Annotated in this window: 23 protein-coding genes; 18 read left to right on the top strand and 5 right to left on the bottom strand. The window is 64.3% G+C overall.

The window, feature by feature from the left end; all coding sequences use genetic code 11:
• Window positions 1-232 precede the first annotated feature (232 nt).
• Entirely contained in the window at window positions 233-1861 is a 1629-nt protein-coding gene (locus JAO73_RS13455) for an acyl-CoA carboxylase subunit beta (protein WP_198977533.1), read from the top strand.
• Complete coding sequence (locus JAO73_RS13460; protein WP_198977534.1) at window positions 1861-2361, top strand: hypothetical protein; 501 nt, start codon at window positions 1861-1863, stop codon at window positions 2359-2361. The genes JAO73_RS13455 and JAO73_RS13460 overlap by 1 nt, the downstream gene beginning before the upstream one ends.
• A 119-nt stretch (window positions 2362-2480) precedes the next feature.
• Here JAO73_RS13460 and JAO73_RS13465 read toward each other — a convergent pair whose 3' ends face one another.
• Entirely contained in the window at window positions 2481-3734 is a 1254-nt protein-coding gene (locus JAO73_RS13465) for a hypothetical protein (protein ID WP_198977535.1), read from the bottom strand.
• A 104-nt stretch (window positions 3735-3838) separates the two neighbouring features.
• Here JAO73_RS13465 and JAO73_RS13470 point away from each other — a divergent pair, with 104 nt between their 5' ends.
• The 8 genes from JAO73_RS13470 to JAO73_RS13505 all read left to right on the top strand — a co-directional run bounded on the left by JAO73_RS13470 (window position 3839) and on the right by JAO73_RS13505 (window position 10661).
• Window positions 3839-4069 (top strand): SHOCT domain-containing protein, encoded by a 231-nt coding sequence (locus tag JAO73_RS13470; protein ID WP_198977536.1) that lies wholly within the window; start codon window positions 3839-3841, stop codon window positions 4067-4069.
• A gap of 137 nt (window positions 4070-4206) precedes the next feature.
• Window positions 4207-5064 (top strand): ABC transporter ATP-binding protein, encoded by an 858-nt coding sequence (locus JAO73_RS13475; RefSeq protein ID WP_198977537.1) that lies wholly within the window; start codon window positions 4207-4209, stop codon window positions 5062-5064.
• The gene (locus tag JAO73_RS13480) at window positions 5048-5836 is read left to right on the top strand and encodes a hypothetical protein (RefSeq protein WP_198977538.1); all 789 of its coding nucleotides are present in this window, start codon (window positions 5048-5050) and stop codon (window positions 5834-5836) included. Before JAO73_RS13475 ends, JAO73_RS13480 begins: the two co-directional genes overlap by 17 nt.
• An 11-nt stretch (window positions 5837-5847) precedes the next feature.
• Window positions 5848-6264, top strand: coding sequence for a GntR family transcriptional regulator (locus JAO73_RS13485; protein ID WP_198977539.1), 417 nt, complete (start codon window positions 5848-5850; stop codon window positions 6262-6264).
• Window positions 6251-6988: a hypothetical protein gene (locus tag JAO73_RS13490; RefSeq protein WP_198977540.1), complete on the top strand. Its 738-nt coding sequence runs from the start codon at window positions 6251-6253 to the stop codon at window positions 6986-6988. Before JAO73_RS13485 ends, JAO73_RS13490 begins: the two co-directional genes overlap by 14 nt.
• A 141-nt stretch (window positions 6989-7129) precedes the next feature.
• On the top strand, window positions 7130-7921 hold the full coding sequence (locus JAO73_RS13495) for a DUF2490 domain-containing protein (RefSeq protein WP_198977541.1): 792 nt from the start codon (window positions 7130-7132) through the stop codon (window positions 7919-7921).
• Window positions 7922-8016: 95 nt separating this feature from the next.
• Complete coding sequence (poxB, locus tag JAO73_RS13500; RefSeq protein WP_198977542.1) at window positions 8017-9744, top strand: ubiquinone-dependent pyruvate dehydrogenase; 1728 nt, start codon at window positions 8017-8019, stop codon at window positions 9742-9744.
• Between the two features lie 83 nt (window positions 9745-9827).
• Window positions 9828-10661 carry a transglutaminase-like domain-containing protein gene (locus JAO73_RS13505; protein WP_190927757.1) on the top strand — a complete coding sequence of 278 codons (834 nt, stop codon included), beginning with the start codon at window positions 9828-9830 and terminating at the stop codon, window positions 10659-10661.
• Window positions 10662-10865: 204 nt separating this feature from the next.
• Here JAO73_RS13505 and JAO73_RS13510 read toward each other — a convergent pair whose 3' ends face one another.
• Both JAO73_RS13510 and JAO73_RS13515 read right to left on the bottom strand, forming a co-directional pair.
• Window positions 10866-11447, bottom strand: coding sequence for a redoxin domain-containing protein (locus tag JAO73_RS13510; protein ID WP_190927754.1), 582 nt, complete (start codon window positions 11445-11447; stop codon window positions 10866-10868).
• A 39-nt stretch (window positions 11448-11486) separates the two neighbouring features.
• Window positions 11487-12173 carry a 4'-phosphopantetheinyl transferase family protein gene (locus tag JAO73_RS13515; protein ID WP_198977543.1) on the bottom strand — a complete coding sequence of 229 codons (687 nt, stop codon included), beginning with the start codon at window positions 12171-12173 and terminating at the stop codon, window positions 11487-11489.
• Window positions 12174-12242: 69 nt separating this feature from the next.
• Here JAO73_RS13515 and JAO73_RS13520 point away from each other — a divergent pair, with 69 nt between their 5' ends.
• The 6 genes from JAO73_RS13520 to JAO73_RS13545 all read left to right on the top strand — a co-directional run bounded on the left by JAO73_RS13520 (window position 12243) and on the right by JAO73_RS13545 (window position 21095).
• Window positions 12243-13181 (top strand): WD40 repeat domain-containing protein, encoded by a 939-nt coding sequence (locus JAO73_RS13520; RefSeq protein WP_198977544.1) that lies wholly within the window; start codon window positions 12243-12245, stop codon window positions 13179-13181.
• Window positions 13182-13261: 80 nt separating this feature from the next.
• Window positions 13262-14332, top strand: coding sequence for a DivIVA domain-containing protein (locus JAO73_RS13525; protein WP_198977545.1), 1071 nt, complete (start codon window positions 13262-13264; stop codon window positions 14330-14332).
• A gap of 182 nt (window positions 14333-14514) precedes the next feature.
• Entirely contained in the window at window positions 14515-14892 is a 378-nt protein-coding gene (gene folB, locus JAO73_RS13530; RefSeq protein ID WP_190927745.1) for a dihydroneopterin aldolase, read from the top strand.
• A 194-nt stretch (window positions 14893-15086) separates the two neighbouring features.
• Window positions 15087-15512, top strand: coding sequence for a BlaI/MecI/CopY family transcriptional regulator (locus JAO73_RS13535; RefSeq protein WP_198977546.1), 426 nt, complete (start codon window positions 15087-15089; stop codon window positions 15510-15512).
• Complete coding sequence (locus JAO73_RS13540; RefSeq protein WP_198977547.1) at window positions 15499-18315, top strand: M56 family metallopeptidase; 2817 nt, start codon at window positions 15499-15501, stop codon at window positions 18313-18315. The genes JAO73_RS13535 and JAO73_RS13540 overlap by 14 nt, the downstream gene beginning before the upstream one ends.
• Window positions 18316-18494: 179 nt before the next feature.
• Complete coding sequence (locus JAO73_RS13545; protein ID WP_198977548.1) at window positions 18495-21095, top strand: DUF5916 domain-containing protein; 2601 nt, start codon at window positions 18495-18497, stop codon at window positions 21093-21095.
• A 42-nt stretch (window positions 21096-21137) separates the two neighbouring features.
• On the opposite strand, the gene JAO73_RS13550 is transcribed toward JAO73_RS13545, so the two are convergent.
• Window positions 21138-22694: a S8 family serine peptidase gene (locus JAO73_RS13550; protein WP_198977549.1), complete on the bottom strand. Its 1557-nt coding sequence runs from the start codon at window positions 22692-22694 to the stop codon at window positions 21138-21140.
• Between the two features lie 500 nt (window positions 22695-23194).
• Here JAO73_RS13550 and JAO73_RS13555 point away from each other — a divergent pair, with 500 nt between their 5' ends.
• Window positions 23195-23662 carry a hypothetical protein gene (locus JAO73_RS13555; protein WP_190927736.1) on the top strand — a complete coding sequence of 156 codons (468 nt, stop codon included), beginning with the start codon at window positions 23195-23197 and terminating at the stop codon, window positions 23660-23662.
• On the opposite strand, the gene meaB is transcribed toward JAO73_RS13555, so the two are convergent.
• A complete protein-coding gene (meaB, locus tag JAO73_RS13560; RefSeq protein WP_198977550.1) occupies window positions 23646-24656 on the bottom strand; it encodes a methylmalonyl Co-A mutase-associated GTPase MeaB in 1011 nt (336 codons plus the stop codon). The two genes, JAO73_RS13555 and meaB, sit on opposite strands and share 17 nt — an antisense overlap.
• A 196-nt stretch (window positions 24657-24852) precedes the next feature.
• Here meaB and JAO73_RS13565 point away from each other — a divergent pair, with 196 nt between their 5' ends.
• Window positions 24853-26298, top strand: coding sequence for a DUF5723 family protein (locus JAO73_RS13565; RefSeq protein ID WP_198977551.1), 1446 nt, complete (start codon window positions 24853-24855; stop codon window positions 26296-26298).
• The last annotated feature ends 92 nt before the right edge of the window (window positions 26299-26390 follow it).

The raw sequence follows: 26390 nt of genomic DNA on the forward strand, positions 1-26390 counted from the left end.
AACCCGGAGAGGAACCCCCCCCCGCCCCCCCCCACGGAAACCAAGAAGAAACCGGAGGGGAAACCGCGGCGGAGGAAACCCAGCCCCCCCCCCCGGGGCGCGCCGGAAACCCCCGGCCCCCCCCCGCCACGACGGTCAACTGCCCCACACTCAAACGCGCCGTACCTTTGAAATCCGCCCCCGGGCGGATTTTTTTGCGCCCATTCCCACCCAAAATCCCACCGCTCTTTTTATGAACGTCGAGTTCAACCGCAACGAAGACCAACTCAAGCAGCTCAGCTTCAACCTCACCCAAAAGCTCCAGAAAGTGGCCCTCGGCGGCGGGGCAAAGCGCATTGAGGCCCACAAAGCCAAAGGCAAGCTCACCGCCCGCGAGCGGATTGAGTACCTGCTCGATAAGGGCGCGGCGCAGGTCGAAATCGGCGCGTTTGCGGGCGAAGGGATGTACAAGGAGGAGGGCGGCTGCCCCGGCGGCGGCGTGGTAGTCGTCATCGGCTACGTGGCCGGGCGGCAGTGCGTGGTGGTGGCCAACGACGCCACCGTGAAGGCCGGCGCCTGGTTTCCCATCACGGCCAAGAAGAACCTGCGGGCCCAGGAAATCAGCATTGAAAACAAGCTGCCCATCATTTACCTCGTCGATTCGGCCGGCGTGTACCTGCCCATGCAGGACGAGATTTTTCCGGACAAAGAGCACTTCGGCCGCATCTTCCGCAACAACGCGGTGATGAGCAGCATGGGCATTGTGCAGATTTCGGCCATCATGGGCCCTTGCGTGGCCGGTGGGGCGTATTTGCCCATTATGAGCGACGAGGCTATGATAGTGAACGGCACGGGTTCGGTGTTCCTCGCGGGCTCATACCTGGTGAAATCGGCCATCGGCGAGAGCATTGATAACGAGGCGCTGGGCGGCGCGAGCATGCACTCCGAAATTTCGGGCGTGACGGACTATAAGTTCGACACCGACGAGGAGTGCCTGACGCACATTCGCAACATCTTCGACAAGATGGGCGGGCAGGCCTCGGCCGGCTTCAGCCGCGTGGCCCCGGCCAAGCCGGCGCAGGACGAGCAGGAAATCTACGGCCTGCTGCCCGCCGACCGGGTGAAGCCCTACGACATGATGGACATCATCAACCGCTTGGTTGATAACTCCGAGTTCGAGCCCTACAAGGACCTGTACGGCCAGACGCTCATCTGCGGGCTGGCGCGCATTGATGGCTGGGCGGTGGGCATCGTGGCCAACCAGCGCAAGATTGTGAAGAGCAAGAAAACCGGCATGCAGATGGGCGGCGTCATCTACTCCGACTCGGCCGACAAGGCGGCGCGCTTCATCATGAACTGCAACCAGAAGCGCATCCCGCTGGTGTTTCTGCACGACGTGTCGGGCTTCATGGTGGGCAGCCAGAGCGAGCAGGGCGGCATCATCAAGGACGGCGCCAAGATGGTGAATGCCATGAGCAACTCGGTGGTGCCCAAGTTCACGGTCATCGTGGGCAACAGCTACGGCGCCGGCAACTACGCCATGTGCGGCAAGGCCTACGACCCGCGCCTCATCGTGGCCTGGCCGACGGCCCAGCTAGCCGTCATGAGCGGCGCCGCGGCCGCCAACACGCTGCTGCAAATCCAAGTAGCCTCGCTCAAAGCCAAGGGCGAAGTCATCACCCCCGAAGCCGAAAAGGAACTGCTCGACCGCATCAAGGCCCGCTACGAAGAGCAGCTCTCACCCTACTACGCCGCGGCCCGCCTCTGGGTCGATGCCGTGATTGACCCGCTGGAAACCCGCAAAGTCATTTCCGAAGGCATTGCGGCGGCCAATCACGCGCCGATTGAGAAAGCGTATAATGTGGGGGTTATTCAGGTGTGATGACCATAATTTTAGAAGAGGGCTATCAAACAAACTTGGGCGCGCTGCTGATTCCGCTCCGAAAGCAAATAGAAAGCCTGAACTGGCTAGTTACCAACCTGCAGTGTTGGACTCTGGGAGATTGGTCACCGCTGATTGATGCTTGGCAAACGCAGTCAGATAGTTCGGAATCAGGCTATACCGTGGTGTCTGGAAAAGAATTGTATGACACGTTTGCTGGTCAAGCCATCCAAGTGGTGTGGGGCGTTTTCTGCGGAGTAGCTGGCGTTGTTCCAACTCTGACGCATGAAAAAGTGCCTTATGCTGACGGCAACCGGCGAATCTGGTCGGAGCCAGAGATGTTTCAGCTAGCAGGTTCCGAAATCGAAATAATAGCCTTCGACAGCTCCTTCACGCTATTAAATTTTCGGGATGAAGCGCTGGGGCGTCAGTTTTTGGCAGCATTCCCAGATGGCAGAATTATACAGAGCCCTGACGATATGCTGAAATCCTATCAGTAGCATGATGCAGGCCCTTTACCTTTTGGCCGGCTACAACGGCACAAATAAAACCGCCGCCATCGTCTATCGCTTAGCTTACCGCGGGCTTGTGAATGCCACTGAGAAAAGGCAACAACAGCTCAATTCGCACCAATCCGCTCAGCTACCGTTTCAAAAAACGGCATGCGGTACTGCGCCGCAAACTCCTGGATGTGGCTGCGCAGCCGGGTTTCTTCGGCGGCATCGTTGCCTATGGCGAAGTGCAGCTCCACCAGCCAGATGTGTACCTGGAAGTAGTCGAGCAGCCAACTGTTGGTTTCCAGGTTGAAGAGCGAGTGCAGGTGTGGGGCGCTGGCACTGATGAGGCCGGTGCGCAATTCGGCCACGGCCCGGAAAGCGCGCAGCAGCTGGTCGAATACGTTGGTTTCGAGCCAGGCCAGCTCGGGAAATTCCTGGTTGGTGAAGGCCAGCCAGTCGAGCAGCGCCGGAAACTGGCCGGTGAGAAACAGTGCCTCGGCCACGAAAAAGTGGTAGCCGGCCGGAAACAGGTTGTAGAACGCCGGCAGCGGCCCCTGGGGTACCACCGTGCGCGGCACGGCGGCGGCCTCTGCCCGGACGCTCTCCAACAGTTGGGGCGGCACCACGTGGTCGGGCGCATCGTGCCAGGCGGTTACGATTTCGGCAAATGCCCGCCGGCCCCGGGGAAAAGCATGCACCTCGGGCGGCACGGGCAGGGCCCGCACCACCGCCAGCCGCCGACGCCAGGCAGGCTCTTCCCCGGCCAGGAATTCGGCCAGAAACAGGGCGGCGTTCCCGAAAAGCTGGGCTTCGGGCGTGTGCTTGTGTTGCAGGTAGGTGGTCAGCACTTCGCCAAAGGCCCCGGTGAGGTGGGCCAGGTCCACGAACGATTCCACGTAGAACTCCTGGCCGGCCGGGTGGGCGGCCAGCCGCAGGGCCAGCGCCGAGGCGGCCCCGCCGGGCCGGGCCGGCCGCGTGATGCGGCCCAGGAAATAGCCTAGCAGCAGGCGCTCGGGGTACGCCAGCTGCTCCATGGCCAGCAGCTCGGGAATGTCGGTGGTGATGGCAGGGCCGGGGGCGGCGTTTTCCCGCAGGGCCATGCCCGAAACGGACTGGCCAAAGGCGGCGAAGTCTGCGTGGCCGGCGTAGCGGGCCAGCGTGTCCAGGGTGTGCAGGTGGTAGCCGCCGTCTTTCTCCACCAGGCCGAAAAATCGGCGCAAGGTGCTGGGGCTCAGGCGCCGGCCGGCGGTAGCAGCGTTTTGCTGCAGCTCCAGCTCGAGGGCGTCGCAGTGGCTGGGGTAGCGCAGCGGCTGTCCGAAACGGGCCTCCACGGCCTCGCGCAGAGCGGCTTGCAGGGGTAGAGGAAGGCGAGGCACGAAAAAAGGGCTGGTTTCAACGGCCAAAGAAAAAGAAATTTTTGGCCTTTGCGCCATTTTCAAGCCCCATCGGACCTTTGGGTTTGGTTTGAACTCGATAATTCATGGAAAGCCAGTATTGCGAACGCGGGCACGTAGGGCGGGGCGATACCTGTAGCCACTGCGCCCGGCGCCAGCGGCTGGCCGCTTTTGGCCGGAAGCCCAAGCCCGGCCCGGTGCTCGGGCCCAACGCCACGCTGGTTGAACTGCGCGCCCTGAAAAGCCTGCTGGACCAGGGCCTCATCACGGAAGCGGCGCACGACGAACGGCGCAACGCAATTCTCGCCAGCTTTTGAGCAAGAGGTAAGCCAGAAGCTCTTGGAAACGGCGAGACATTTTTTCGCGGAATGAAAAATAAATCTTGCAGAGTCCGAAATAAGCGCTGTATGTTTGCGGTGTACTAGATGATTAGTGCACTAAAACAAACAAGCACATGGTGCGCATCCGAAACCTCGATTTTGGGTACTCCCGGCGGGTCCCGCTGTTTCAGAACCTCAACCTCTCGCTCGACCGCGGCCACATCTACGGGCTGCTGGGCAAGAACGGGGCCGGCAAAACCACCCTGCTCAAGAACATTGTGGGGCTGGCCTTCCCGTGGTCGGGCACGTGTTTGATTGACGAGCAGCCCGCCGCCGCCCGCAAGCCCGCGGTGCTGGAAGACCTGTTTTTTCTGCCCGAGGAGGTGTACACGCCGGCCCTCACGGCCGAGCAGTTTGTGGCGCACACGGCCGGGTTTTACCCGCGCTTCAGCACCGCGGAGCTGTATGCGTATTTGGAAGAGCTGGAAGTGCCGCGCGGCGCCAAGCTCAACAAGTTTTCGCACGGCCAGCAGAAGAAGTTCATGATTGCCTTCGCCCTGGCCGCCAACACCGGCTTGCTGGTGCTCGACGAGCCCACCAACGGCCTCGACATCCCCAGCAAGGTGCAGTTTCGCAAGCTGCTGGCCTCGGCCCTCACCGAGGAGCGCTGCATGGTGATTTCGACCCACCAGGTGCGCGACCTGGAAAGCCTGATTGACACCGTGGTGGTGGTGCACGACCGCGAAATCGTGCTCAATCGGGAAATCGACCAGTTGGCCGAGCGGCTCACCTTCGCCACGGGCGCAGCGGCCGAAGCGCCGGGCGCTTTCCACGTGGGCGCGTCGGTGCGCGGCCCGGTGGCCATCCGGCCCAACGAAACCGGCGCGTACAGCCGCGTCGATTTGGAATTGCTCTTCAATGCCCTCACCGGCGCCGACGCCGGCGCCCTGCACACTTACTTAAACCAGCCCCGCCATGCAGCCGTCCAGTAACCAACACTTCAGTTTGCCGCGGTTTGCGCGCTTGTTTCGCCGGCACACCACCGAACACCTGCCCGGCTACGGCATGGCCGCGGGCGTGCTGGCGGGCTTTATCCTGCTGCTGCTGGGCATCATGGCGTTTTTGAGCGACGGCGTGGTCAGCCCCAAAGGGCAGCAGGAGCTGTACATGGTGTTCCTGCTGATTGCCAACATCATGTTCACCAGCACGGTGTTTTCGCAGTTTGGCGAGAAGCGGCAGGCCACGGTGGCGCTGCTGCTGCCCGCCTCGCACTTGGAGAAATACCTGGTGGCCTGGCTGTGCTCGCTGCCCCTGTTTGTGCTGGCCTACACGGGCATTTTTTACCTGATTGATGCCCTGGTGCTGTACACCGCCGCCCGGCCGGGCCAAACCCCGGAATTGGTGAACGTGCTGGGCGATTGGCACGTGCTGAGCTGGGTGGTCACGGTGCTGGCCATGTTGCACGGGGTGTGGTTTTTGGGCGCGATGTACTTCGAGAAAACCCACTTCATCCGCACCGCCTTTGTGTTGTTTTTGCTGCTGGCCGGGCTGGTGCTGCTCAACTTTGAAGCGCTGCGCCTGTTCATCACGCCCGATATGAAATTCGCGACGCTGTTTGCCAACCCGGTGATTTCGGAAGGCAGCAACTTCTACACGCTGCGCTTGCCGGCCGCCCAGTCCCGCTGGCTCGGGTGGGTGCCGCTGGGCCTGGGCGCGCTGCTCTGGGGCGCCACGTATTTCCGGCTCACCGAAAAGCAGCTTTAACCCCCTTCTTGATGGAATTCCGCGACAACGAAGCCATCTACCTGCAAATAGCCGGGTACGTGAGCGAAAACATCCTGCGCCGGAAGTGGCCGCCCGATGACAAAATCCCGTCCGTGCGCGACCTGGCCGGCGAGCTGCAAGTGAACCCCAACACCGTGATGCGCACCTACGAATTCCTGCAAAACCAGGGCGTGGTGTACAACAAGCGCGGCATCGGCTTCTTCGTGGCGCCCGCCGCCGACGCGAAGGTGAAGCAGTTCCGGCGGGCGCGCTTTCTGCAACAGGAGCTGCCGGAGCTGTTCAAAACCATTTTCCTGCTCGACATCAGCCTCGAAGAATTAGAGCAGCGCTACACCGAGTTCAAGGCCGAGCAAATGGCCGCCCTTTCCCCCGCCACCGCAACTTCCAACGGACATGAAAACCAGTAACAAATGGCTGGCGGCGGCGCTGCTGCTGCTCCTCGGCTCCCTCTCCGCCTTCAACATGGCCCTGCGCACCCAATACAAAACCGGCGCCTACAAGAACCCCACGAGCAATACCGTCGCGCTGAGTCTGAAAGATTTCACCGAAATCGACGTGCAGGCCGCCAGCCTGATGGGCGTGAAAATAACGTCCGGCCCCTACGCCGTGCGCGTCAGCAAGGAAGCCCAGCCGTACGTGAAAGTGACCCAGCGCGGCCCCCGCCTCAGCATTGCGCTGGCCTTCCCGGAGGGCGAGGCGTCATTGGGCCCGCGGCAGAGCGTGGTGGCCATCAGCTGCCCTCAGCTCAACCTGTTGACGGCCAGTGCCACGTACGTGGAAAAAGGCAAAGTGCACGTCGACAAGCAACCCGGCTACGACCGCACGGTGCTGGTGCAGGGCTTTGCCCAAGACAGCCTGGTGGTGCGCCAGGACCTGGGCGCGCACGTGACGCTGGCCGGCAACCGCCTGGGCTACCTGCGGGCCGAGGCCGGCCAGCGCCCCGGCAGCCGCTCGGCGCTGCGCATTGCCAACAGCAACCGCATTCAAGCCGCCGACCTCAGCGTGCAGCGCCAGGCCGAGCTGCAATTGGAAGCCGGTGTGGTGGGCACCTTGCGCACGCAGTTCGGCGACAGCGCCCGGGCCACCGTCACGGGCGGCGGGCTGCGCAATTTGGGCCAGCACCGGGAGTAAGCTTTTCTCATCTTTTTCTGCATAAAAAGGCCGGTTGTGGGCCAACCCTTGGGTTGGTGCGTAGCCGGCCTTTTGGATTATGAGGTAGCTTTGCGGGCCCGAACGATGGGCAATTCGCGCGCTTTTCGCGCCCCGTTGTTGATGAAGAATTCTTTTGTGGCGGCCGTGCTGCCGGCTTTGCTGCTGGGCGCCGCCGCCGCCCAGGCCCAAACCCCCGCCAACCCCACGCAGCCCTGGGGCAGCTGGTTTATTGCCACGGTGCAGCTGCCGGGCACCGCCGAGCACCGCTGGGGCGCCTACGCCGAAGCGCAGGCCCGCACCAACGGCGTGTTCCAAGAGTACTTCTACAACGAGCTGAAAGCGGGCGTGAGCTACGACATCGACCCCAATTTCACGGTGCTGCTGGGCGGCGGCCGCTACGCCACTTCCGACTACAAAGACCTCGGGGCCGGGCCCCTGAACACCGAGCGGCGCCTCTGGGAGCAGCTGGCGCTCACGCAATACTCGAAGCGCCTGAAGCTGGAGCACCGCTACCGCTTGGAGCAGCGCTGGTTTGATTTCCGGGACGACAGCAGCGCGTTTCGGCAGCGGTTTCGGTACCGGCTCAACGCGTTTTACCCGCTCAACAAGAAGACCATCACGGCCGGCACGGTCTTCCTCTCGGCTTACGACGAAATTTTCCTGAACCCGAAAGGGCCGGTTTTTGAGCGCAACCGCATGTACGGCGGCATCGGCTACCAGGTCAGCGCCCACGTCGTGGTGCAGCTGGGCTTCGTCAACCAGGCCAACTACAACCTGCCGGCCTTCAAAGCCGGCCAGTTCATTCCCCAAATCACCTCGGCCAAAAACAACGTGGTGCTGGCCTTCACCTACAAGCTGGCCCGCCGCAGCACGGCGCCGGCGACGGAGCAGCTGCCTTCGCAGCAGGATTAAAGGGTTGTACCTCGGCAGGCAGCGGAAAAAGGCCCGGCAACCACTGCCGGGCTTCTTGTTTTTACGTACTGCCCTTGTCCCAAACGCTGAAAACAATGCCCCAGAAATCCGTCGCCGAAATCATTGTCGATACCCTGCAGGCCGCCGGCGTCAAGCGCGTTTTTGGCGTAGTGGGCGACTCCCTGAATGGCATTACCGACACCATTCGCACCCGCGAGGGCATGGAATTCATTGCCGTGCGGCACGAGGAAGGCGGCGCCTTTGCCGCCGGCGCCGAGGCCCACCTCACCGGCGATTTGGCGGTGTGCGCGGGCTCCTGCGGGCCCGGCAACACCCACCTCATCAACGGCCTGTTCGACTGCCACCGCAGCCGCGTGCCGGTGCTGGCCTTGGCCGCCCAGATTCCGAGCGTGGAAATCGGCACCGGCTACTTTCAAGAAACGCACCCGGAGCGAATTTTTAAGGAATGCAGCCACTTCTGCGAGTTGATTTCGACGCCAGAGCAAGCCGTGCGCACCATCGAAAGTGCTGTGGCGGCCGCCCTGGGCCAGCGCGGCGTGGCCGTGGTGGTGCTGCCCGGCGACGTGGCCTACCTCGAAACCGACGCGCCCGAGGTGCGCCTGCCCACCCTGGGCCGCCACAGCACAGCTCGCCCCGCCGAGGCCGACATTCGACAAGCGGCGGCGTTGCTGAATGCCGGCGAAAAAGTGGCCATTCTGGCCGGCATTGGCTGTGCGGGGGCGCACGCCGAGCTGCTGCTGGCGGCCGAGGCACTGAAGGCTCCTGTGGTGCAGTCATTGCGTGGCAAGGAGTTCGTGGAGCCCAACAACCCCTACGCCGTGGGCCTGACGGGCTTGCTGGGCATGCCCGCCGGCTACCACGCCCTCATGGACGCCGACACCATCCTGATGCTGGGCACCGACTTTCCCTACCGCCAGTTTTTCCCCGAAGATGCCCGCGTGGTGCAGGTCGACACCCGCCCCGAGCACATTGGCCGCCGCACCCGCGTCGAAATTGGCTTGGTGGGCGACGTGGCCGAAACCCTGCGTGCCCTGCTGCCGCACCTCACGCCGCGCGCCGGCTCCGGGCATTTGGAAGAAGCCCAGCAGCGCCACCGCGACGACCGCGCCCACCTCGCCGAGCTGGCCACCGGCGAGGCCGGCGACACCAGCCTGCACCCGCAGCACGTGGCCCGCTTGCTGGATGAGCTGGCCGCCGAAAACGCCATTTTCACCTGCGACGTGGGCACGCCCACCATCTGGGCGGCCCGCTACCTGACCATGAACGGCCAGCGCCGGCTCATCGGCTCCTTCGTGCACGGCAGCATGGCCAATGCGGTGTCGCAGGCCTACGGCGCGGCGTTGGTGGAGCCCGGCCGGCAGGTGATTGCCATGTGCGGCGACGGCGGCGTGGCCATGCTGCTGAGCGAGCTGCTGACCATTCGCCAGCACAAAATCCCTGTCAAAATCATTGTGTTCAACAATTCGGCCCTCAGCTTCGTGGAGCTGGAAATGAAAGCCGCCGGCCTGCTCGACTACGGCACCGCGCTCGACAACCCCGATTTTGGGGCCGTGGCCGAAGCCGCGGGGCTGAAAGGCTACCGCGTGCAGGACCCCGGCCAGCTCGAAGGCGTGCTGCGCGAGGCCCTGTCCCACGACGGGCCGGCGCTAGTCGACGCCGTGGTGAAGCGCCAGGAACTGAGCATGCCGCCGAGCATCGACCGGAAGCAAGCGCAGGGCTTCGGGCTGTACGCGGTGCGGGCCCTGATGAACGGCCGCGGCAGCGAGCTGCTGGAGCTGGCCAAAACGAACTTGTTCCGCTAGCGGTTGTGTTGCAGAAATTCGCCCGGTTTGGCCCACCAACCCGCTTTTGAGCGTTAATTTGCCTTGCCGTGCCTTCTTCTGCAATGACCAACAAAGAAATTAAAGCCCTCATTTCGCTGCTCGACGACCCGGAAATCGCGCCCCAGATTCAGGACAAAATCCAGAACCTCGGCGAGAGCATCATTCCGTTTCTGGAAGAGTCGTGGGAAGAAACCCTCGACGGGCAGCAGCAGCAGCGGCTGGAGGATTTGATTCACCACCTGCAGTTTGAAGGGCTGCAGCAGCGCCTGAAAGTGTGGCGCGAAGCCGGCGCTACCGACCTGCTGGAAGGCATGTGGCTGCTGAACACGTATCAATATCCCGATGCCGACCTGCAGGCCCTGAACCGCGCCATCGAGCAGCTCCGCTTCGAGGCCTGGACGGCCCTGCGCCCCGACATGCACCCCGCCGACCAGGTGCAGACCCTGAACTACATCATGTTCCGGGTGCACAAGTTCGCAGCCAACACCCAGCACTTTCACTCGCCGGCCAATTCCATGCTGCAGCGCGTGATTGAAACCAAGCGCGGCAACCCGCTCACGCTGTGCGTGATTTACCTGCTGGTGGCCCAGCGGCTCAACCTGCCGGTGTTCGGCGTGAACCTGCCCAACCTGTTCGTGCTCACCTTCCGCCCCGAGCTCAAGGGCGCCGAGCCGTTCTACATCAACTGCTACAACCGCGGCCTCGTGCTCTCGCGCACCGACATCGAGCACTACGTGAGCCAGCTCAACATCTCCTCCAACCCGATGTTCTACGAGCCCTGCTCCAACATCGACATCGTGCGCCGCGCCCTGCGCAACCTGCAAATGAGCTTCGAGAAGCTGCAGGAGCCCGTGAAAGCCGCCGAAGTGGCCGTGCTGCTGAGCATCCTGGAGTAGCAGCCAGACGTCTTGTCATTGCGAGCGCAGCGACGCAATCCGTCCTGTTCTCAGCGATAAGCCTAGCTATGTGACAAACTCAAATAAAAGCCCCGGCACTGCGCAGTGCCGGGGCTTTTCACGTCTTAAAAGTGTCTGGTTTTGACAGGACGGATTGCTTCGTCGTGCCTTATCGCAATGACAGGCGGCGCGGATGGCCCTCCCTTACCGCTTAATCAGGCAGCCGGCGGCGCGCTTGTCTTCCACGCCGGCGGGGCGGCCGGCCAGCACGTTGTCGAGCACTTGTTTGAGGTAATACTGTTGCACGCTGCTGGCCACCTGGGGGTTGTCGTCGATGGCGCCGCGGTAGCGGATGGCGAAGCCGCCGGCCACCGGTTGCAGCACCACGGCCTCGGCGGTTTTGCTCACGCCGAGCAGGCTGGCCACTTGCTGGCTGGCGTCGGTGAGGGTGGGCAACTCCACTTCGCCGGGCGCGGCGGTGCCGGGCGCGTCGAGGTTGATGGGCACGTTAATGAACAGAAACTGCACGCCCCGGCTGCGGTAGCTGCTGCTGAGCGAGGCCAGCCGCTCCTGGTAGAGGCGCGAAAAGGCACAGGCCGGGTTTAGAAACACCACCACCACGGCCTTGTCGTTGGCGTAGCTCTTGAGGGATACGTCGGCGTTGGCGGCGGTTTTGAGGGTGAAATCGGCCACGGTGGGGCCGGTTTGGGCACGGGCCACGCCCACGGCCAGCGTCACGGCCAGCAGGGCCACGGCAGCGAGTATAGAAATTCGGCGGAAAGACATGGCAAACGGGTTAACGAAATCAAATGTAAGGGCCGGGGCCTACGCCGGCGACTCGTGGCAATACGTGAGCACGTAGCCCGGCGACGGTTGGGAATAGCAAATGCAGTGCCGCGTCTCAAAGTCGCTCAGTACCAGCGTGGCGGGGATGTGGCCGGCTGCGCGCGGCTCGAATTCGCCCAGCAAAAGCTGCGTTTTAAAAATGATGCCCCGCTGCGCGGCCAGCTTGTAGAGCGTCTCTTTGGCGCTCCAGAGCAAGGTGTAGTGGGTGCTGGCCTCGGCCGCAGTGGTGCAGGCGGCCTGGGCGGCGGCCCATTCGGCCGGGGCGAGGAATTTGCTGGCCAGCCGCTGGGCTTTGTCGCGAATTTCCTCGATGTCGATTCCCGCCCGGCCGCCCTGGGCCAGAATGGCCGCCACCCAGGCGCCCGAATGCGAGAGCGAGACGGTCAACTCGGCGCCGGGGCCGTCCAGCCAGGGCCGGCCGGTTGGGTCGTTGTGCACTTGCACTGCGGCGGCCACCGCCGGGGCGGCTTCGGCCAGCAGCCGGTGTATCAGCACCCGCCCGCCGAGCCATTGGGCCTGGCGCTTGCCGTCGGCGGTGGCGGGCAGCAGGGCGCGGTACGCCTCGGCCCGGGGCAGCAGCGGCCACAGGTCGGCGGGCGTTTCGCTAAGGTGCCACAGGCCCAGCAGGGCGGTAGGGGAGAGGCGCTGGAGGGAGTGCAGGGGCATGGCGGGGAGAGATGGCAGGGACGACGGAGCGGCCCTACTTCCAAACAAAGCTACCTTTGCAGGGCCCGTATGTCAGAAATTTTCCGTCCCCCCGTTGCCAAAATAGCCACCCTGGCCGGCCACCGCGACGCGGTGTACGCCCTCACGTTGGGGAGCGGCAGCACCATCTACTCGGGCAGCGCCGATGGCATGGTGGTGGCCTGGGACGCCGCCGAGCCCACGCGCGACGGCGAGCTGCTGGCCCGCGTCGAAAACTCGGTGTACGCCCTGCGCCACCTGCCGCACCTCAACATGCTGGTGCTGGGGCACAATTTCCAAGGCATTCAGGCCATCGACCTGGCCGGGCGCAAGCTGGCGCACGCCACGGCCCTGCCCCCGGTGGCCATCTTCGAAATCGTGGTTTCGGAAAGCCGGCAGCGCCTGTACGTGGCCCTCGGCGACGGCACGCTGGCCGTGCTGGTCCTGCCCGACTTTCGGCTGGAGAAACTCCTGCGCCTCGCCGACAAAAGCCTGCGCTGCCTGGCCCTGCACGAAGGCCGCGGCGAGCTGGCCGTGGGCAGTTCCGATGCGCTGACCCGCATTCTGGACCTGGACTCGCTGGAAACCAAATTCACCCTGGGCGAAAGCACCAATTCGGTGTTTTCGGTGGCGTACTCGCCCGATGGCGCGCGGCTGCTCACGGCCGGGCGCGACGCCCAGATTCGCACCTGGGACGTGGCCGCCGGCTACGCGCTGGCCGGCACCGTGCCCGCCCACATGTACACCATCAACCACCTGGCCTTTAGCCCGGATGGCCAATTTCTGGCTTCCTGTAGCCTCGACAAGAGCATCAAGCTCTGGGACGCGGCCACCCTGACGCTACTGCGCGTGCTCGACCGGGTGCGGTCGGCCGGGCACGGCACGTCGGTGAACCGGTTGGTTTGGCCGGGCAACCAAAACCGGCTAGTTTCGTGTAGCGACGACCGCAGCTTGGCGGTTTGGCAATTGACAGTTGGCAGTTATCAGTGAACAGTTAGCAGAAAACCTGCTTCGCATTCACGTTATTCTTCTGAATTGTTAACTGCTCACTGATAACTGTTAACTGAAAAATGAAAATCACCGCCCTCGATATCCGCCAGAAAACGTTTGAAAAATCCTTTCGCGGGGTTGACAAGGACGAGGTGCAAGCCTTTTTGAACACCATTTCGCAGCAGTGGGAGCGAATGGGCGACGAAAACCGCGAGCTGCGCCTCAAGCTGGAGCACGCCCAGCAGGACGTGCAGAAGATGCGCGAAGTGGAAAGCAGCCTCTACCGCACCCTGAAAACGGCCGAGGACACCAGCAACAACATCACCGAACAAGCCCAACGCGACGCCGACCTGCGCATCCGCGAAGCCCAGTTTCAGGCCGAAACCATCCTCAACGACGCCCGCCAGCGGGCCCGCACGATAGTGGACGAGGCCTACCAGCAGGCCGAAAAAACGGTGGCCGACATGCAGCGCGAAGTGGCCGGCCTCGGCCAGGAGTGCCAGCGCCTGGAGCAGCAGCTCGACACCCTGGTGCGCGACCTGCACCACCTGGCGTCTGATGCCCTCGACAAGGTGGAAAAGGCCCGCAACCGGCCCAAGGGCGGCACGGCGGCCATCCTTTCCCGCGCCGCGCGCGTACACGTGGAGCGGCCCAAAGAACCGGCCGCCGACGCCACCCCTGAGCCCACGCCCGCCATGCAAGTCACTTCCGCCTCGTCCGTTTCTTCCGCTGCTGCCGTAGCTGCGGCCACGCCGGCCGCCTTCGCGCCCAGCGCCCGCAGCCGCTCCCAGGAGCAGCTGGAGCAGGCCGCCCAGCCCACCGGCTACAACCCCAAGCCCGGCCAGCAGCCCGACCCCGGCACGGCCCCAACCCCCGACATCGAACGCCCCAACGCGCCCGCCGAAAACCCCGGCATTTCGCCCGCGCCCAACATCGAGCAGCCCGCGCCCTCGCAGGTGCCCCAGCCCGGCGCCCCGCGCGTGGAACCCACCGCCCCGGACATTCGCCCCGTTGGCCCCGACCGGCCCGAAATCACCCAGCCCCAGCCCATGACGCACCCCGGCATGGCCGCGGCTGCCCCCACCACCGCCGAAGCCCCGGTAACGGCCGAAGCTGCGGTGGCAGAGAAGTCTTTCTTCGACGAAATCTAGCCTACTAACTGGCCGCACCGAAGTTCGTTTTGCGCGAGTTCCCGGATGCAGTATTGCCCAGGTTAGCTGAACAGCCCGTCCGAAAGGACGGGCTTTCTTTTTTGTGGCGGACCTTTGCCGTGCCGCATGGCTGATTTGCCTGCGGTGCGGCACCCTCACCCCACCACCTTACCCCTCACCACATGGGCCAGATTGCACTTGAAGGCATGGAGTTTTTTGCCTTCCACGGGTACTACGACGAGGAGCAGAAAATCGGTAATAAGTACGGCGTCGACCTCTACATCAGCACCAATTTGCTGGCGGCCGGCGCTTCCGACAAGCTGCAGCAAACCGTGAACTACGAAGTGCTCTACCGCCTGGTGGCCGAAGAAATGCGGGCCCCCGCCCGGCTGCTGGAACACGTGGCCCACCGCGTGCTCGACCGCATCATGGCCGAGCTGCCACACGTGCGCAAAGTGAAGGTGAGCGTGAGCAAGTTTAACCCGCCGCTGGGCGGCATTTGCCACCGCGCCCGCGTCACGCTGGCCAAGCGGCGCCCGGCAGCCGGTCCGGCCGAATAGCCACAAGGCGCATTGCTCGTACGCGTTTTATCCTCTAAGAATAAAAAATTAATATCTTGTTTGACAAGGTGTTAACAGTGTGCTGGTTCGTTATACGAATTATTTCGTAGGTGTTGCTTGCAACTACGAAACTATTCGTAACACCTTTGCTGTATCCTACGAAATAATTCGTAGTAACCTCACGTTTCCGCAGCATGAGCAAAGCCCCGCCCCCCAAACCTACGGATTCCGAACTGGAAATCCTGCACGTGCTCTGGCAGCACGGGCCCGCCACCGTGCGCGCCATCAACGACAGCCTCAGCCAGCGCCGCCAGGCGGAAGTAGGCTACACCACCACGCTCAAAATCCTGCAGCTGATGTTGGAAAAAGGCTTGGTGCGGCGCGACGCCGCCGACCGCAGCCACGTGTACCGGGCCGCGGTGCGCGAGCAGGAAACCCAGGGTTTGCTCCTCGATAAGTTCGTGGACGCGGCCTTTGGCGGCTCGGCCCTGAAGCTGGTGATGCAGGCCCTGGGCAGCCGCCAGACGTCGGCCGACGAACTGGCCCAGATTCGCCGCCTGCTCAACGACATTGAAATCCAAAATTCCACCCCTAACCCCGACGACGATGACCGCGCTTGAGAATTTCGTTTCGCCCGCGCTGACGCGGGCCTTGGGCTGGACGCTGCTGCACTCGCTGTGGCAGGGGGCGCTGGTGGCGGCCGTGCTGGCCGGCGCGCTCCTGCTGTTGCGCCGCCAGCGGGCCGAAGTGCGCTACGCGGCCTCGGCCGGAGCGTTGGGCATGATGGTGGCGCTGGCCGGCATCACGTTTGGGTTGTATTTCCGGGCCGATTCGGTGAAGGGCGAAAAGGGCTGGCCCGCCGCCGTGCAGGTTTCGCAGTTGCCCTTGCGGCAGGCAGAAGCCCCGACCCGGGTAAGCGCAGCCACGGCTGCCCCGCTGCCGATTGTGGAAGCCGGCGCCCGCAGCACGGCGCCCGCGGCCGGCCCACAGGCGGTCGCAGATGTGGCCCGGGCGGTTTCGCCGAATTGGCTGGTGGCTGGGCTGGGCTATTTTGACAAGCATCTGCCGCTGCTGGTGGTGGGCTGGCTGCTGGGCCTGCTGGCCATGAGTCTGCGCATGCTGGGCGGCCTGCTGTATGTGCAGCGCCTGAAGCGCTACCGGGTGCGGGCCGTGAGCGCGGCCTGGCAGGAGCGGCTGGCCGCCATTTCGGCCCGTAGCGGCCTGCGGCGGCCGGTGGCGCTGCTGGAGTCGGCGCTGGTGCAGGTGCCGCTGGTGGTGGGCCACGTGCGCCCCGTGATACTGCTGCCGCTGGGCGCGGTGGCGGGCCTGTCGGTGGCGCATCTGGAAGCCATTCTGGCCCATGAGCTGGCGCACGTGCTGCGCCGCGACTACCTCGTGAACCTGCTGCAAACGGTGGCCGAAGCGCTGTTTTTCTACCACCCGGCGGTGTGGTTTATGGGCAGGTGCGTGCGCACTGAGCGCGAAAACTGCTGCGACGACACGGCCACGGCCCTGTGCGGCGGCGATTCGCTGCGGCTGGCCCGCGCCCTCACGGCCCTGGCCGAATGGAGCCAGAGCGCCGTGGTGCCCACTGCGCCGCGCCTGGCGCTGGCGGCCATGAGCGGCCGGGGCGCCCTGCTCAACCGGGTGCGCCGCTTGGTGCAGCGCCGCCCGGCCGCGCCCACGTTGGCCGAGGGCTTCATGGCCGGGGCGCTGGTGCTGGGTGGCCTGGGGCTGCTGGGCAGCAGCGTGGCCCTGGCCGGTCCGTTGGCCCGGCCCGCCGCTTCGGTGGCCGATTGGCAGACCGGCCCCGCCGCGCCCCAAGCCGCCGCCGACACCACCAAGCGCGTGAAAAACACCGCTACCACGACAACGACCACCACGGCCACCGTGAACCAGCCGACGGAGGAGCGCCGCGAAATCACCGTGAACCGGAACGTCGACGCTTCCGACCAGGACCGGCCGCGGCCCCGCCGCCGGGACCGCCGCGCCAGCCGCAGCCTGCCGCCCTTGGCCCCGCTGCCGTACGTTGGCAATCCCGGCACGGTGGTCATCACCAAAGACAAAAAGGGCCGGGTGACCGACCTTGTGGTGAACGGCCAGCGCATCGAAACCGAAACCGGCAAGAGCAAGCTCAAAATCAAGGCCAAGCAGGACCGCGACGGCCAGGACCAGCTGGTGCAGATTGTGCCAATGCCGACGGCGCCCGACGCGCGGGTCTTCGTGTACCGCAGCGACGCCGATGCCCAGCGGCGGCTGTTCGAGCGCAGCGCCGGGGCCGGCGAAACCTTTCGGTACCAGATGCAGGAACTGGAGCCCCTGCGCAACCAGTCGTTTCAGCCGCTGACGCTGAACGGCAGCCGGAGTTTCCAGCGGTTGAAGCTAGCCCCCGGCAGCTCGCTGAGCCGCGTCTACCGCCTGCAGCCGGGCACGGCGCAGGGCTCGCTGCAAGACGATGAGGGCCAGCGCGAAGCCCTGCGCAGCGCCGAGCGCGCCCTGCGCGACGCCAGCACCGCCAAGGGCTTGAGCGCCGAGCAGCGCAAGCGCATCAGACAGGGCCTGAGCAAGGTGCAGGCCCAGCTCCGGCAGCTCGACGAAGCTTCTTCGACCCGACGCCTGCGCCTGAGCGGGGCCGACGACCAGGAGATGGCCCAGCAGCTGCGTGACCGCGAGCAGGAGCTGCAGGACCAGCAAATGGCCCTGGTGGACCGGCAGCGAGAAAAGCGTGACCGGCAGCAGGAGATACTCGACCGCCAGGAAGATGAGCGGGTGCGCCGCGAGGAAGTGCGCGAGCGCATTTGGGAAGAAAAAAGGGAGCGCGCTGACCGGGAACGGGAGCGGGCCGACCGCCGCCGCGAGCAGGACGACGCCTTGGTGGACCAGCTACTGAAAGATGGCCTGATTAAGGACCGGGAAAATTTCCAGCTTCGGCTCACGGCCAGCAGCCTCACCGTGAACGGCAAAGAGCAGCCGCAAAAGGTGTTTCAGAAATACCTGAAGCTGTACGAAGCCACCCACCCCGGCCGCAAAATGGGCCCCACCGGGTCGATGACCATCAACCGCAACGGCAGCCAGTCGACGTTCCGCGACAGCGACGGCTCGCGGCCACCCCGGCCGCCGCGCCCGCCCCGCGCGCCGCAGGCCCCCGGCGCGATGCTGGCGCCGCCGGCTCCGATGGCGCCACCGGCACCCATGTCGCCGCCGCCGCCCGCGCCGCCCCGCGTCGATTCGGAAGCGTTGCGGAGCGAATTGCGCAAAGATGGCCTGATTGGCGCCGACGACAAGAGTTTCCAGCTGCAGCTCAACGCGTCGGGACTCACGGTGAACGGCAAAAAGCAGCCGGACGACGTGGCCGCCAAGTACCGCAAGCTGATGGGCGCCCGCGAAGGCAGCAACTACAACATGAGCATTTCGCTTGACTAAGTAGCTCAGGGCTACTTAGACGCAACAAGGGCCGGCTTCCCCGCGGGAAGCCGGCCCTTGTTGCGTCCGAGCCGGGCCGAAGCTCAAGGAGCAACATTTTCTGCGCTACAAGCAACTATTTGGCCCTGGCGGCATCTGTTGGCCTCTTCGCAAGTATTTTTTTTTAGAGAAACGGGTTTATGTACCGCTTTTTATTGGTGTTTTGGGGAATGATGTTGGGAATGGGCGTAGCCCGGGGACAGGCCCCCGCCGCGCCGGCTGCCAGTGGGGCGACAGCCCCTGCCCCCAAACGCCAGCTGCAGGCCGTGCGCATCAGCGCGGCGCCCAAGCTCGACGGCGTGCTCGACGAGGCCGTGTGGCAGTCGGCGCCCGTGGCCACGCAGTTTACCGAGCTGGAGCCCACGCCGGGCCGCCCCGAAAAATACCCCACCGAAGTGCGCGTACTCTACGACGACAACGCCATTTACGTGGGTGCCACGATGCACGACATGGCGCAGGACTCGATTTTGCGCGAGCTCAGCAACCGCGACAATATTGGCAATTCGGACTGGTTCGGGGTGTTTGTGGATACTTATAACGACCACCTCAACGGCTACGAGTTCATCGTGACGTCGGGCGGGGTGCAGGTTGACATGCGCCAGTCGCCGGCCAACGGCGAAGACGGCAGCTGGAACGCCGTGTGGGACTCGCGCACGGCCCTGCACGGCACCGACTGGGTGGCCGAGCTGCGCATTCCCTATTCCGCCATTCGCTTCAGCAAAGCCCCGGAGCAGGTGTGGGGGCTCAATTTTGGGCGGCAGCGGCGGGCCAGCCGGCAGAAGTTTTTCTGGAACGAAGTGAAGCCCCAGGTGAGCGGCTTCGTGAACCAGTGGGGCGAGCTGACCGGGCTGAAGGACCTGAAGCCGCCGCTGCGCCTCTCGCTCACGCCCTACGTGAGCACCTACGTCAACCATTACCCCTTCAACGAGCAGGGCAAGCAGAACACCACCACCAGCTTCAACGGCGGCGCCGACGTGAAGTGGGGCATCAACGAGAGCTTCACGCTCGACGCCACCCTGGTGCCCGACTTCGGGCAGGTGCAGAGCGACAACCAAGTGCTCAACCTCTCGCCCTTCGAGGTGCAGTACAACGAAAACCGGGCGTTTTTCACGGAGGGCACTGAGCTGTTCAACAAAGGCAACCTGTTTTACTCCCGAAGGGTGGGGGCCACGCCCATTGGCTTTGGCGGCGTGAGCGGGCAATTGCGCACCGGTACCCGGCAGTTCGACGGCAGCCGCACGGGCGGCGAGTTCATTGTGCAGAACCCGGGCGTGACGCGCCTGCTCAATGCCACCAAAGTATCGGGCCGTACCAGCAAGGGGCTGGGCATTGGGGTGTTCAACGCCATCAGCAACGACGTGTACGCCACGGTGCAGGACAGCACCAGCGGCGCCCGCCGCGACGTGCTGACTCAGCCGTTTTCGAACTACAACATTGTGGTGCTCGACCAGAGCCTGAAGAACAACTCCTACGTCTCGCTCATCAACACCAACGTGACGCGCGCCGGCCAGACCTACGACGCCAACGTGACCAGTGCCCTGTTTCGTCTTGCCAACCAGAAGAATACCTACGCCGTGAACGGAGGCGTGGTGTATTCGAATCGCCGCGGCCAGGTATTCGGCCGCAACGAGGAAGTAGCTGACCGCGACGGCTACAAGTACTACGTGGGCTTCAACAAAATCTCGGGCAACTTCACCTGGGGCGCCGACCACGGCATCGAGTCGCACAGCTACAACCCCAACGACCTGGGCCTGCTCTTCGGCAACAACAACATCTCGCAGAGCCTCTACGCCAACTACCGCATCTACAAGCCGTTTTGGAAGGTGAACCGGCTGAACACCTACGCCAACCTGAGCTACTCGCTGCTGGAGCGCCCCGCGCTGTACCAGGACCTGGGATTTTACGCGGGCGGCAACACCACGTTTACCAAGAATTTTCTCAGCGTGGGGGTCGATTTTTCGGCCATCCCCACCACCCGCGACTACTACGACCCGCGCCGCGCGCCGCTGGGCCGCTACTACGTGCGCAAGCCGGCCAACACCGGCCTGAGTGGCTTCATTTCGTCCGACTACCGCAAGAAGTTCGCCTACGACATCAGCGGCGGCGTGCGGCTGTTTGCGCCCGATGGCGACCGCACCGGCCGCTACTCCATGGCCCTCACCTTGAGCCCGCGCTACCGCGTGAGCAACCAGCTCAGCTTCATTTATGCGCTGAGCATGGAGCGCAACCAGAACCAGATTGGCTACGCCGGCGGCCTCGACGGTAGCCTGCCCTACGACAACGGCTTCCTCACCAGCTTCGGCGGCGATGCGGGCGACGTGCTGCTGGGCCGCCGCCACGTCACCACCTTCACCAACACGGCCTCCGGCACATACACATTCACCAACCGCATGTCGTTCAACATCCGGCTGCGGCACTACGTGAGCAACGTGCACTACCGCGACTTCGCGCGCCTGCGCCCCGACGGCGTGGAAACGCCCGAGCCCGCCTACCAGCGCAACCGCGACAACACCTTCAACGCCTTCAACATCGACGCCGTGTACTCGTGGTGGTTTGCGCCGGGCTCGCAGGTGAGCATCGTCTGGAAAAACGCCAGCGCGTCTTTCTTCGAAGCCAACGCCGCCACGCCGCTCTACTTCGACAACCTGAGCAACACCATCAACACGCCGCACAACAACAACGTGTCGGTGAAGGTGCTGTATTACCTCGACTACCTGGCCCTGCGGCCGCGGCGCGGGTAAGCCGCGGGCGGAGGCGCGGGGCAGCTCCGGCAATGCAGGACGTTATTTCAGCGTCGTCATTTTATCCGCCAGCTTCACGGCTTCGTAGAGGTTCACGATGCCGCCGGTGCGCGAGAGCGTGGCAAAATCGACCAGCTGCTTGGTGCCGGGTTTGTATACCTGCGTGTGGTACGGCACCGCCGATTGCAGAATAATCTGCTTGAGCTGCAGGGCCGTGAGCTGCGGAAAGTAGGCCTTGAGCACCGCCGCCACGCCGGCCACCACCGGCGCCGCCATGCTCGTGCCGCTGAAGGTGGAGTAGGTGTTGGCCGGGGTGGCGGAGTAGATGTCCACGCCCGGCGCAAACAAATCCACCGTCTGCTGGCCGTAGTTGGAAAACGTGGCCGTCAGGGCCGGGGTGTTGAGGCGGCTGCTGGCGCCCACGGTCAGCTGGTTCGGAATGTCCTGGCCGTTGAGGTAGCGGTAGGAGGGGAAGTTCTGCTCCTTGTCGGTGTTGAGGCTGCTGTTGCCGGCGGCGTGCACCAGCAGCACGCCCTTCTGGTCGGCGTACTGCATAGCCGCGTCCACCAGCTCCTTGTTCGGCGAAAAGTCTTTGCCGAAGCTCATGCTGATAATCTGGGCGCCGTTGTCGACGGCGTAGCGAATGGCGTTGGCCACGTCCTTGTCGCGCTCGTCGCCGCTGGGCGTGGAGCGCACGCTCATGATGCGCACCGTGGCCGGGGCCACGCCGTCGGCCCCGAGCTGGTTGCCGCGCACCCCCGCAATGATGCCCGCACAGTGCGTGCCGTGGCTGGCGTCGGGGCCCTGCGAGTCGGGGTTGCCGTAGCCGGTTTCGGTGAGGTTGTTCACGTCGTCGCCCACCAGCGGGCGCGGGTTGTAGGCGGGGTTGAGGCTTTTTTCGACGCGGTTGCGCGAGCGGTTTAGGGCCTCTTCCAGCGCCTTCAGCTCCTCGTCGGTGCTGCCGAAATGGGTGCGGCGCAGGTACGCGTACAACGACTTGGCGCTCGGCACATCGGGCCGCGAAACCATGGCCTGCCGCAGCACCGCCGTGTCGAGCACCGCCACGTTCAGGGCCTGCTTGACCTTGCCAAACGAAAACGTGTTGCTGGCAAAGGCCTCCTTCAGGTAGGCCAGCTCCTTGTTCTCGGCGTCCACCGCTTTCTCAAAGGCCTTTTTGGCTCGTTGGTACTGGTCGAATTTTGCCTGGTCTTCGGGCGAGAGCTTTTTGCGTTTGGCGCCTTCAAACTGCGCCCGGTACTGCGCCACGATGCGCGTTTGTTCCAGCGTTTCCACGGCAATGTTCTGCCCGTCTTTGCCGCCCAGGAAGTTCCAGCCGCGCACGTCGTCCACGTAGCCGTTTTTGTCGTCGTCGAGGCCGTTGCCGGCCACTTCGGAAGGCTTGCGCCACAAGGTGGGCTTCAGGTCCTGGTGGGTCGAGTCGATGCCCGAGTCGATGACGGCCACGAGCACCGGCGCAGGGGTGCGGGTGGCCAGCAGCTCCCGGTAGGCGCGGTCGGCGCTGATGCCCGGCACGCCGTCGGCCTGCAGGTCGAGGTGCTGCCAGCGGCGCCCCTGCGCCGGTTTGGGCGCGGCTGCCAAAGGCCGTGAACGTGAGCAGGCCCAGCAGGGCCAAACGAGAATAAGGCGAACGAGCAGCAAACGCCATAAAAACCAAATTGAGGAACGTGAAAAAGGAAAACCGGGCCGATACTACGACGCGGCGAAGCTATTTGAAAACCACCACTTCGGCGGCCCCAAAAAATAGCGGGCAAGGCAACCGCCCCACCACCGCCCGCATCTTCCCTGCAAGGCCGCCGAGCTAATTCTGCATGAAAATGGTGGGCCTTGCCACAAAATCTCTCCCCCTGCGGCCGGAAGCGGACAAGTGCCCGGAAGCGGACAGATTTTTAGCGGCTGAACATGCGAAGTGTTTGTTTATTTTAGTGATTATCAAATAATTATGCGTTTGGCACGCAAATAGAATCACTCTCAATACCCTTGGGCAGCAGTTGCTCAAAACCGGACAAGAGCCACTGCTGGCGCCGGCTTCCCAGGGGCGGTCCTTCGCTTCCTTCTCAACCCTTTTTTCTGCAAAAACCATGAAATTCCTCTCCAACCTCCGCCCCGCACAATTTGCCACCCAGGTTTCGGCCGCTGCCCAAGGCGCTCGTCCCGTACTCCTTGGCGCGATGGTCCTGTTCGGCCTGGCCCGTCCCGCCCACGCCCAAACGCTGGCCCAGGAACCGGTACAGGTAAGCCAGCCCGACAGCGAAAGCCTGCGCGTTCGCATCAACAACCCCGCACTAAAGACCATCGTGCTGCGCGTGGTGCACCTCGACAACGGCCGCTGGGTGCTGAACGAGTCCCACCGGGTGCCTGCCTACGGCACGCGCTTGCGCTTCAATGATTTGCCCACGGGCCGCTACGCCGTGATGATGCAGGTGGGCCCCGAGCGCTACCGCTACACCGTGGACGTGGACGGCAAAACGCCCGGCGCCTCCACCATCGCCGTGCGCGAGCTCACCACGCGCCGCGTCGAAAACGTGGTGGCTAGCGCGGGGATGTAGCCCCGGCCGTGCCCGTCAGGTCCAGCAGTTGAGTGGCCGCCGCGAAGGGCGTAATCCTTCCGGCGGCCACGTCCTGTTGCAGGGCCGGTAGGCGGGCATGCACGGCGGCGTCGGCATAAAAGCGCGCTTCCAGCTCCTGCACGATGCTTTGGTGCAGCCACTGCAGCTGCTGTTGCTGGCGGCGCTGCTCAAAGTAGCCCGACTGCTGCGTGGCCGCGGCGTAGCCTTCGATGGCCTGCCACACTTCGGCCAGCCCCGTGCCGCTCACCGCCGACGTGAGCAGCACCGGCGGCACCTGCCCCGAGGGGGCCGCCGGAAACAGGTGCAGTGCGCTCTGGTAATCGACTTTGGCGCGGCGAGCGGCTTGCTCGTTGCCCTGGTCGGCTTTGGTGATGCACAGGGCGTCGGCCATCTCCATGATGCCGCGCTTCATGCCCTGCAGCTCGTCGCCGGCGCCGGCCAGCAGCAGCAGCAGGAAGAAGTCGACCATGCCGTGCACGGCCGTTTCGGACTGGCCTACGCCCACGGTCTCGACAAAAATGACGTCGTGGCCGGCGGCTTCGCACAGCAGCATGGCCTCGCGGGTGGCACGGGCCACGCCGCCCAGGCTGCGCCCGGCCGGGGAGGGCCGAATGAAGGCCGCTCCCTGCGCCGCCAGCCAGGGCATGCGGGTTTTATCGCCCAGGATGCTGCCGCCGCCGCGTTGGCTGCTGGGGTCCACGGCCAGCACGGCCAGCTTCTTGCCCCGGGTTTCGACCAGATAGCGGCCCAGGGCCTCAATGAAGGTGCTTTTGCCCACGCCGGGCACGCCCGTGATGCCCACGCGCAGGCTGCGGCCGGTGTGCGGCAGCAGGGCCTGCAGCACCTCTTGGCCCAGGCGCTGGTCGGCGGGCAAGGTGCTTTCGACCAGCGTGATGGCGCGGCCCAGCACGGTGCGGGAGCCGGCCCGGATGCCGGCGGCGTATTCGGCGGCGGAAAGACGTTTGGGAGGCAAAATATTGACGGGTAGGCGCTAGCTTGCGCAGGCAAAGAACGGACGTTTCGGCAGTCTGCGCTAGCAAACGGCAATGGCCGACCCGGTGGGCGGGTTGGGCGACTGCGGTTGGCGGCTCGGGGCGGGGGCCGGTTTTTGCTGCTGCTCTTCCCCTCCCACCTCTTCCCAACCCTCCACCTTTTTTCTTGCCTTCTGAATGAAAGCATCTTTCCCCCACTTTTTGCTGGCCCTGGGGCTGGCTTTGCCGGGCACCGCAGTGGCCCAAACCGAATTGGGCAACTTCTCGGCCGTGGGCCGGGGCGGGGTCATCAACACCTTCGCGCAGGGCTACCAGGCCATCGGCATCAACCCCGCCAACCTGGGCCGGTCTGGGGCGCCGCTGGTGTCGTTCACCATCGGCGAGTTTGGGGCGGGCGCGGCGTCGCGCACCCTGACCAAAGACATCTTCAAAAACATCATCACCAGCGACAGCCAGCCGCTGACGCCCGGGCAGCGCACCGAACTGGTGACTGCCCTCTCGGGCCCCGACGTGCTCAACGTGAACCTCGACGGCACCACGCTGGGCCTGGCAGTGACCCTGCCCAATGGCCTGGGTGGCATTGCCATCAGCAACCGCCTGCGCAATAGCCTGCATTTGGGGCTGAACCCCAACGCGGCCGACATCCTCGTGAACGGCCAGAACGCGGCCATCGTGAAGCAGTATTACCCCACGCCCAACACCGGCAGCACGCCCGCGCCCACCAACCCCAACGCCCCGCTGGTGTCGACGGTGCTCGACGGCACGTCCATTCAACTGGCTTCTACCAGCGAATACAGCCTGTCGTACGGCGTCGAAGTGCTCAGCAAAGACGCCCTGCACATCTCGGTGGGCGCGGGCTACCGCTACATTCAGGGCCTGGGCATTGTGGACGTGCGCGCTGAGAGCGGCAGCCTCTACGCCTTCACGGCCCTCTCGCCGGTGTTCGACATCGACTACGGGGCGCTGTCGGCCAACCCCAACTTCAACAGCGTGCGGGAATCGGGCCTGTTCAAATCGGTGGGCAGCGGCAACGGGTTCGATTTGGGCGTGGCCGTGGAAGCGGGCAAGGGCCTGCGCTTCGGCGCTTCGGTCACCGACCTCGGCAGCCTGACCTGGACGGGCAACGTGGTGACGGCCAACGACCAGCGGCTGCAGCAGCTGCAGTCGCAAGGCGCCACCACCTACGACATTTTCAGCAGCCTCGCCGACCAGTTCGACACCGACAAGCAAACCCTGTTCACCTACGAAGCCGCCAAGGAGCGCAAGGCCGCCCTGCCGGGCAAGTTTCGCTTTGGGGCGGGCATGCGCGTGAGCAACCTGCTGGAAGTGGGCCTCGACGTGACCACGCCCCTCAACAAAGTGGCCGGCAACCTCACCTCGCCCTTTGTGGGCGTGGGCGTCGATTTCAAGCCCGTGAGCGGCGTGCGCCTGAGCAGCGGCGTGAGCGGCGGCGCCGGCTACGGCACCAACCTGCCCCTGGGCATCACCTTCGTGACTTCGGTGTGGGAGGCCGGTTTCAGCACGCGCGACGTGCTGGGACTTTACAGCGACAAGTCGCCGTACTACTCGGTGGCGACGGGGATACTGCGTTTCCGCTTTGGCGGGAATAAGGAAGAGCAGTAGCAACACCACTAAATAGCACGTCATGCTGAGCGCAGTCGAAGCATCTCGCGTGTGGCAGTAAATCCTAACGATTGGAGTACTACTGCCCGCGA

Origin of the sequence: Hymenobacter miniatus (genome assembly GCF_016427455.1) — a bacterium.
Classification (GTDB): domain Bacteria; phylum Bacteroidota; class Bacteroidia; order Cytophagales; family Hymenobacteraceae; genus Hymenobacter; species Hymenobacter armeniacus.

Excerpts from the sequence above, each read along its gene's own strand:
- JAO73_RS13475 (WP_198977537.1), top strand. The coding sequence starts at position 4,207 with ATGGTGCGCATCCGAAACCTCGATTTTGGGTACTCCCGGCGGGTCCCG.
- JAO73_RS13490 (WP_198977540.1), top strand. The coding sequence starts at position 6,251 with ATGAAAACCAGTAACAAATGGCTGGCGGCGGCGCTGCTGCTGCTCCTC.
- JAO73_RS13565 (WP_198977551.1), top strand. The coding sequence starts at position 24,853 with ATGAAAGCATCTTTCCCCCACTTTTTGCTGGCCCTGGGGCTGGCTTTG.
- JAO73_RS13540 (WP_198977547.1), top strand. The coding sequence starts at position 15,499 with ATGACCGCGCTTGAGAATTTCGTTTCGCCCGCGCTGACGCGGGCCTTG.
- folB (WP_190927745.1), top strand. The coding sequence starts at position 14,515 with ATGGGCCAGATTGCACTTGAAGGCATGGAGTTTTTTGCCTTCCACGGG.
- JAO73_RS13480 (WP_198977538.1), top strand. The coding sequence starts at position 5,048 with ATGCAGCCGTCCAGTAACCAACACTTCAGTTTGCCGCGGTTTGCGCGC.
- JAO73_RS13520 (WP_198977544.1), top strand. The coding sequence starts at position 12,243 with ATGTCAGAAATTTTCCGTCCCCCCGTTGCCAAAATAGCCACCCTGGCC.
- JAO73_RS13515 (WP_198977543.1), bottom strand. The coding sequence starts at position 12,173 with ATGCCCCTGCACTCCCTCCAGCGCCTCTCCCCTACCGCCCTGCTGGGC.
- JAO73_RS13495 (WP_198977541.1), top strand. The coding sequence starts at position 7,130 with ATGAAGAATTCTTTTGTGGCGGCCGTGCTGCCGGCTTTGCTGCTGGGC.
- JAO73_RS13485 (WP_198977539.1), top strand. The coding sequence starts at position 5,848 with ATGGAATTCCGCGACAACGAAGCCATCTACCTGCAAATAGCCGGGTAC.
- JAO73_RS13535 (WP_198977546.1), top strand. The coding sequence starts at position 15,087 with ATGAGCAAAGCCCCGCCCCCCAAACCTACGGATTCCGAACTGGAAATC.
- JAO73_RS13505 (WP_190927757.1), top strand. The coding sequence starts at position 9,828 with ATGACCAACAAAGAAATTAAAGCCCTCATTTCGCTGCTCGACGACCCG.
- JAO73_RS13455 (WP_198977533.1), top strand. The coding sequence starts at position 233 with ATGAACGTCGAGTTCAACCGCAACGAAGACCAACTCAAGCAGCTCAGC.
- JAO73_RS13545 (WP_198977548.1), top strand. The coding sequence starts at position 18,495 with ATGTACCGCTTTTTATTGGTGTTTTGGGGAATGATGTTGGGAATGGGC.
- JAO73_RS13510 (WP_190927754.1), bottom strand. The coding sequence starts at position 11,447 with ATGTCTTTCCGCCGAATTTCTATACTCGCTGCCGTGGCCCTGCTGGCC.
- JAO73_RS13460 (WP_198977534.1), top strand. The coding sequence starts at position 1,861 with ATGACCATAATTTTAGAAGAGGGCTATCAAACAAACTTGGGCGCGCTG.
- JAO73_RS13525 (WP_198977545.1), top strand. The coding sequence starts at position 13,262 with ATGAAAATCACCGCCCTCGATATCCGCCAGAAAACGTTTGAAAAATCC.
- JAO73_RS13470 (WP_198977536.1), top strand. The coding sequence starts at position 3,839 with ATGGAAAGCCAGTATTGCGAACGCGGGCACGTAGGGCGGGGCGATACC.
- JAO73_RS13555 (WP_190927736.1), top strand. The coding sequence starts at position 23,195 with ATGAAATTCCTCTCCAACCTCCGCCCCGCACAATTTGCCACCCAGGTT.
- poxB (WP_198977542.1), top strand. The coding sequence starts at position 8,017 with ATGCCCCAGAAATCCGTCGCCGAAATCATTGTCGATACCCTGCAGGCC.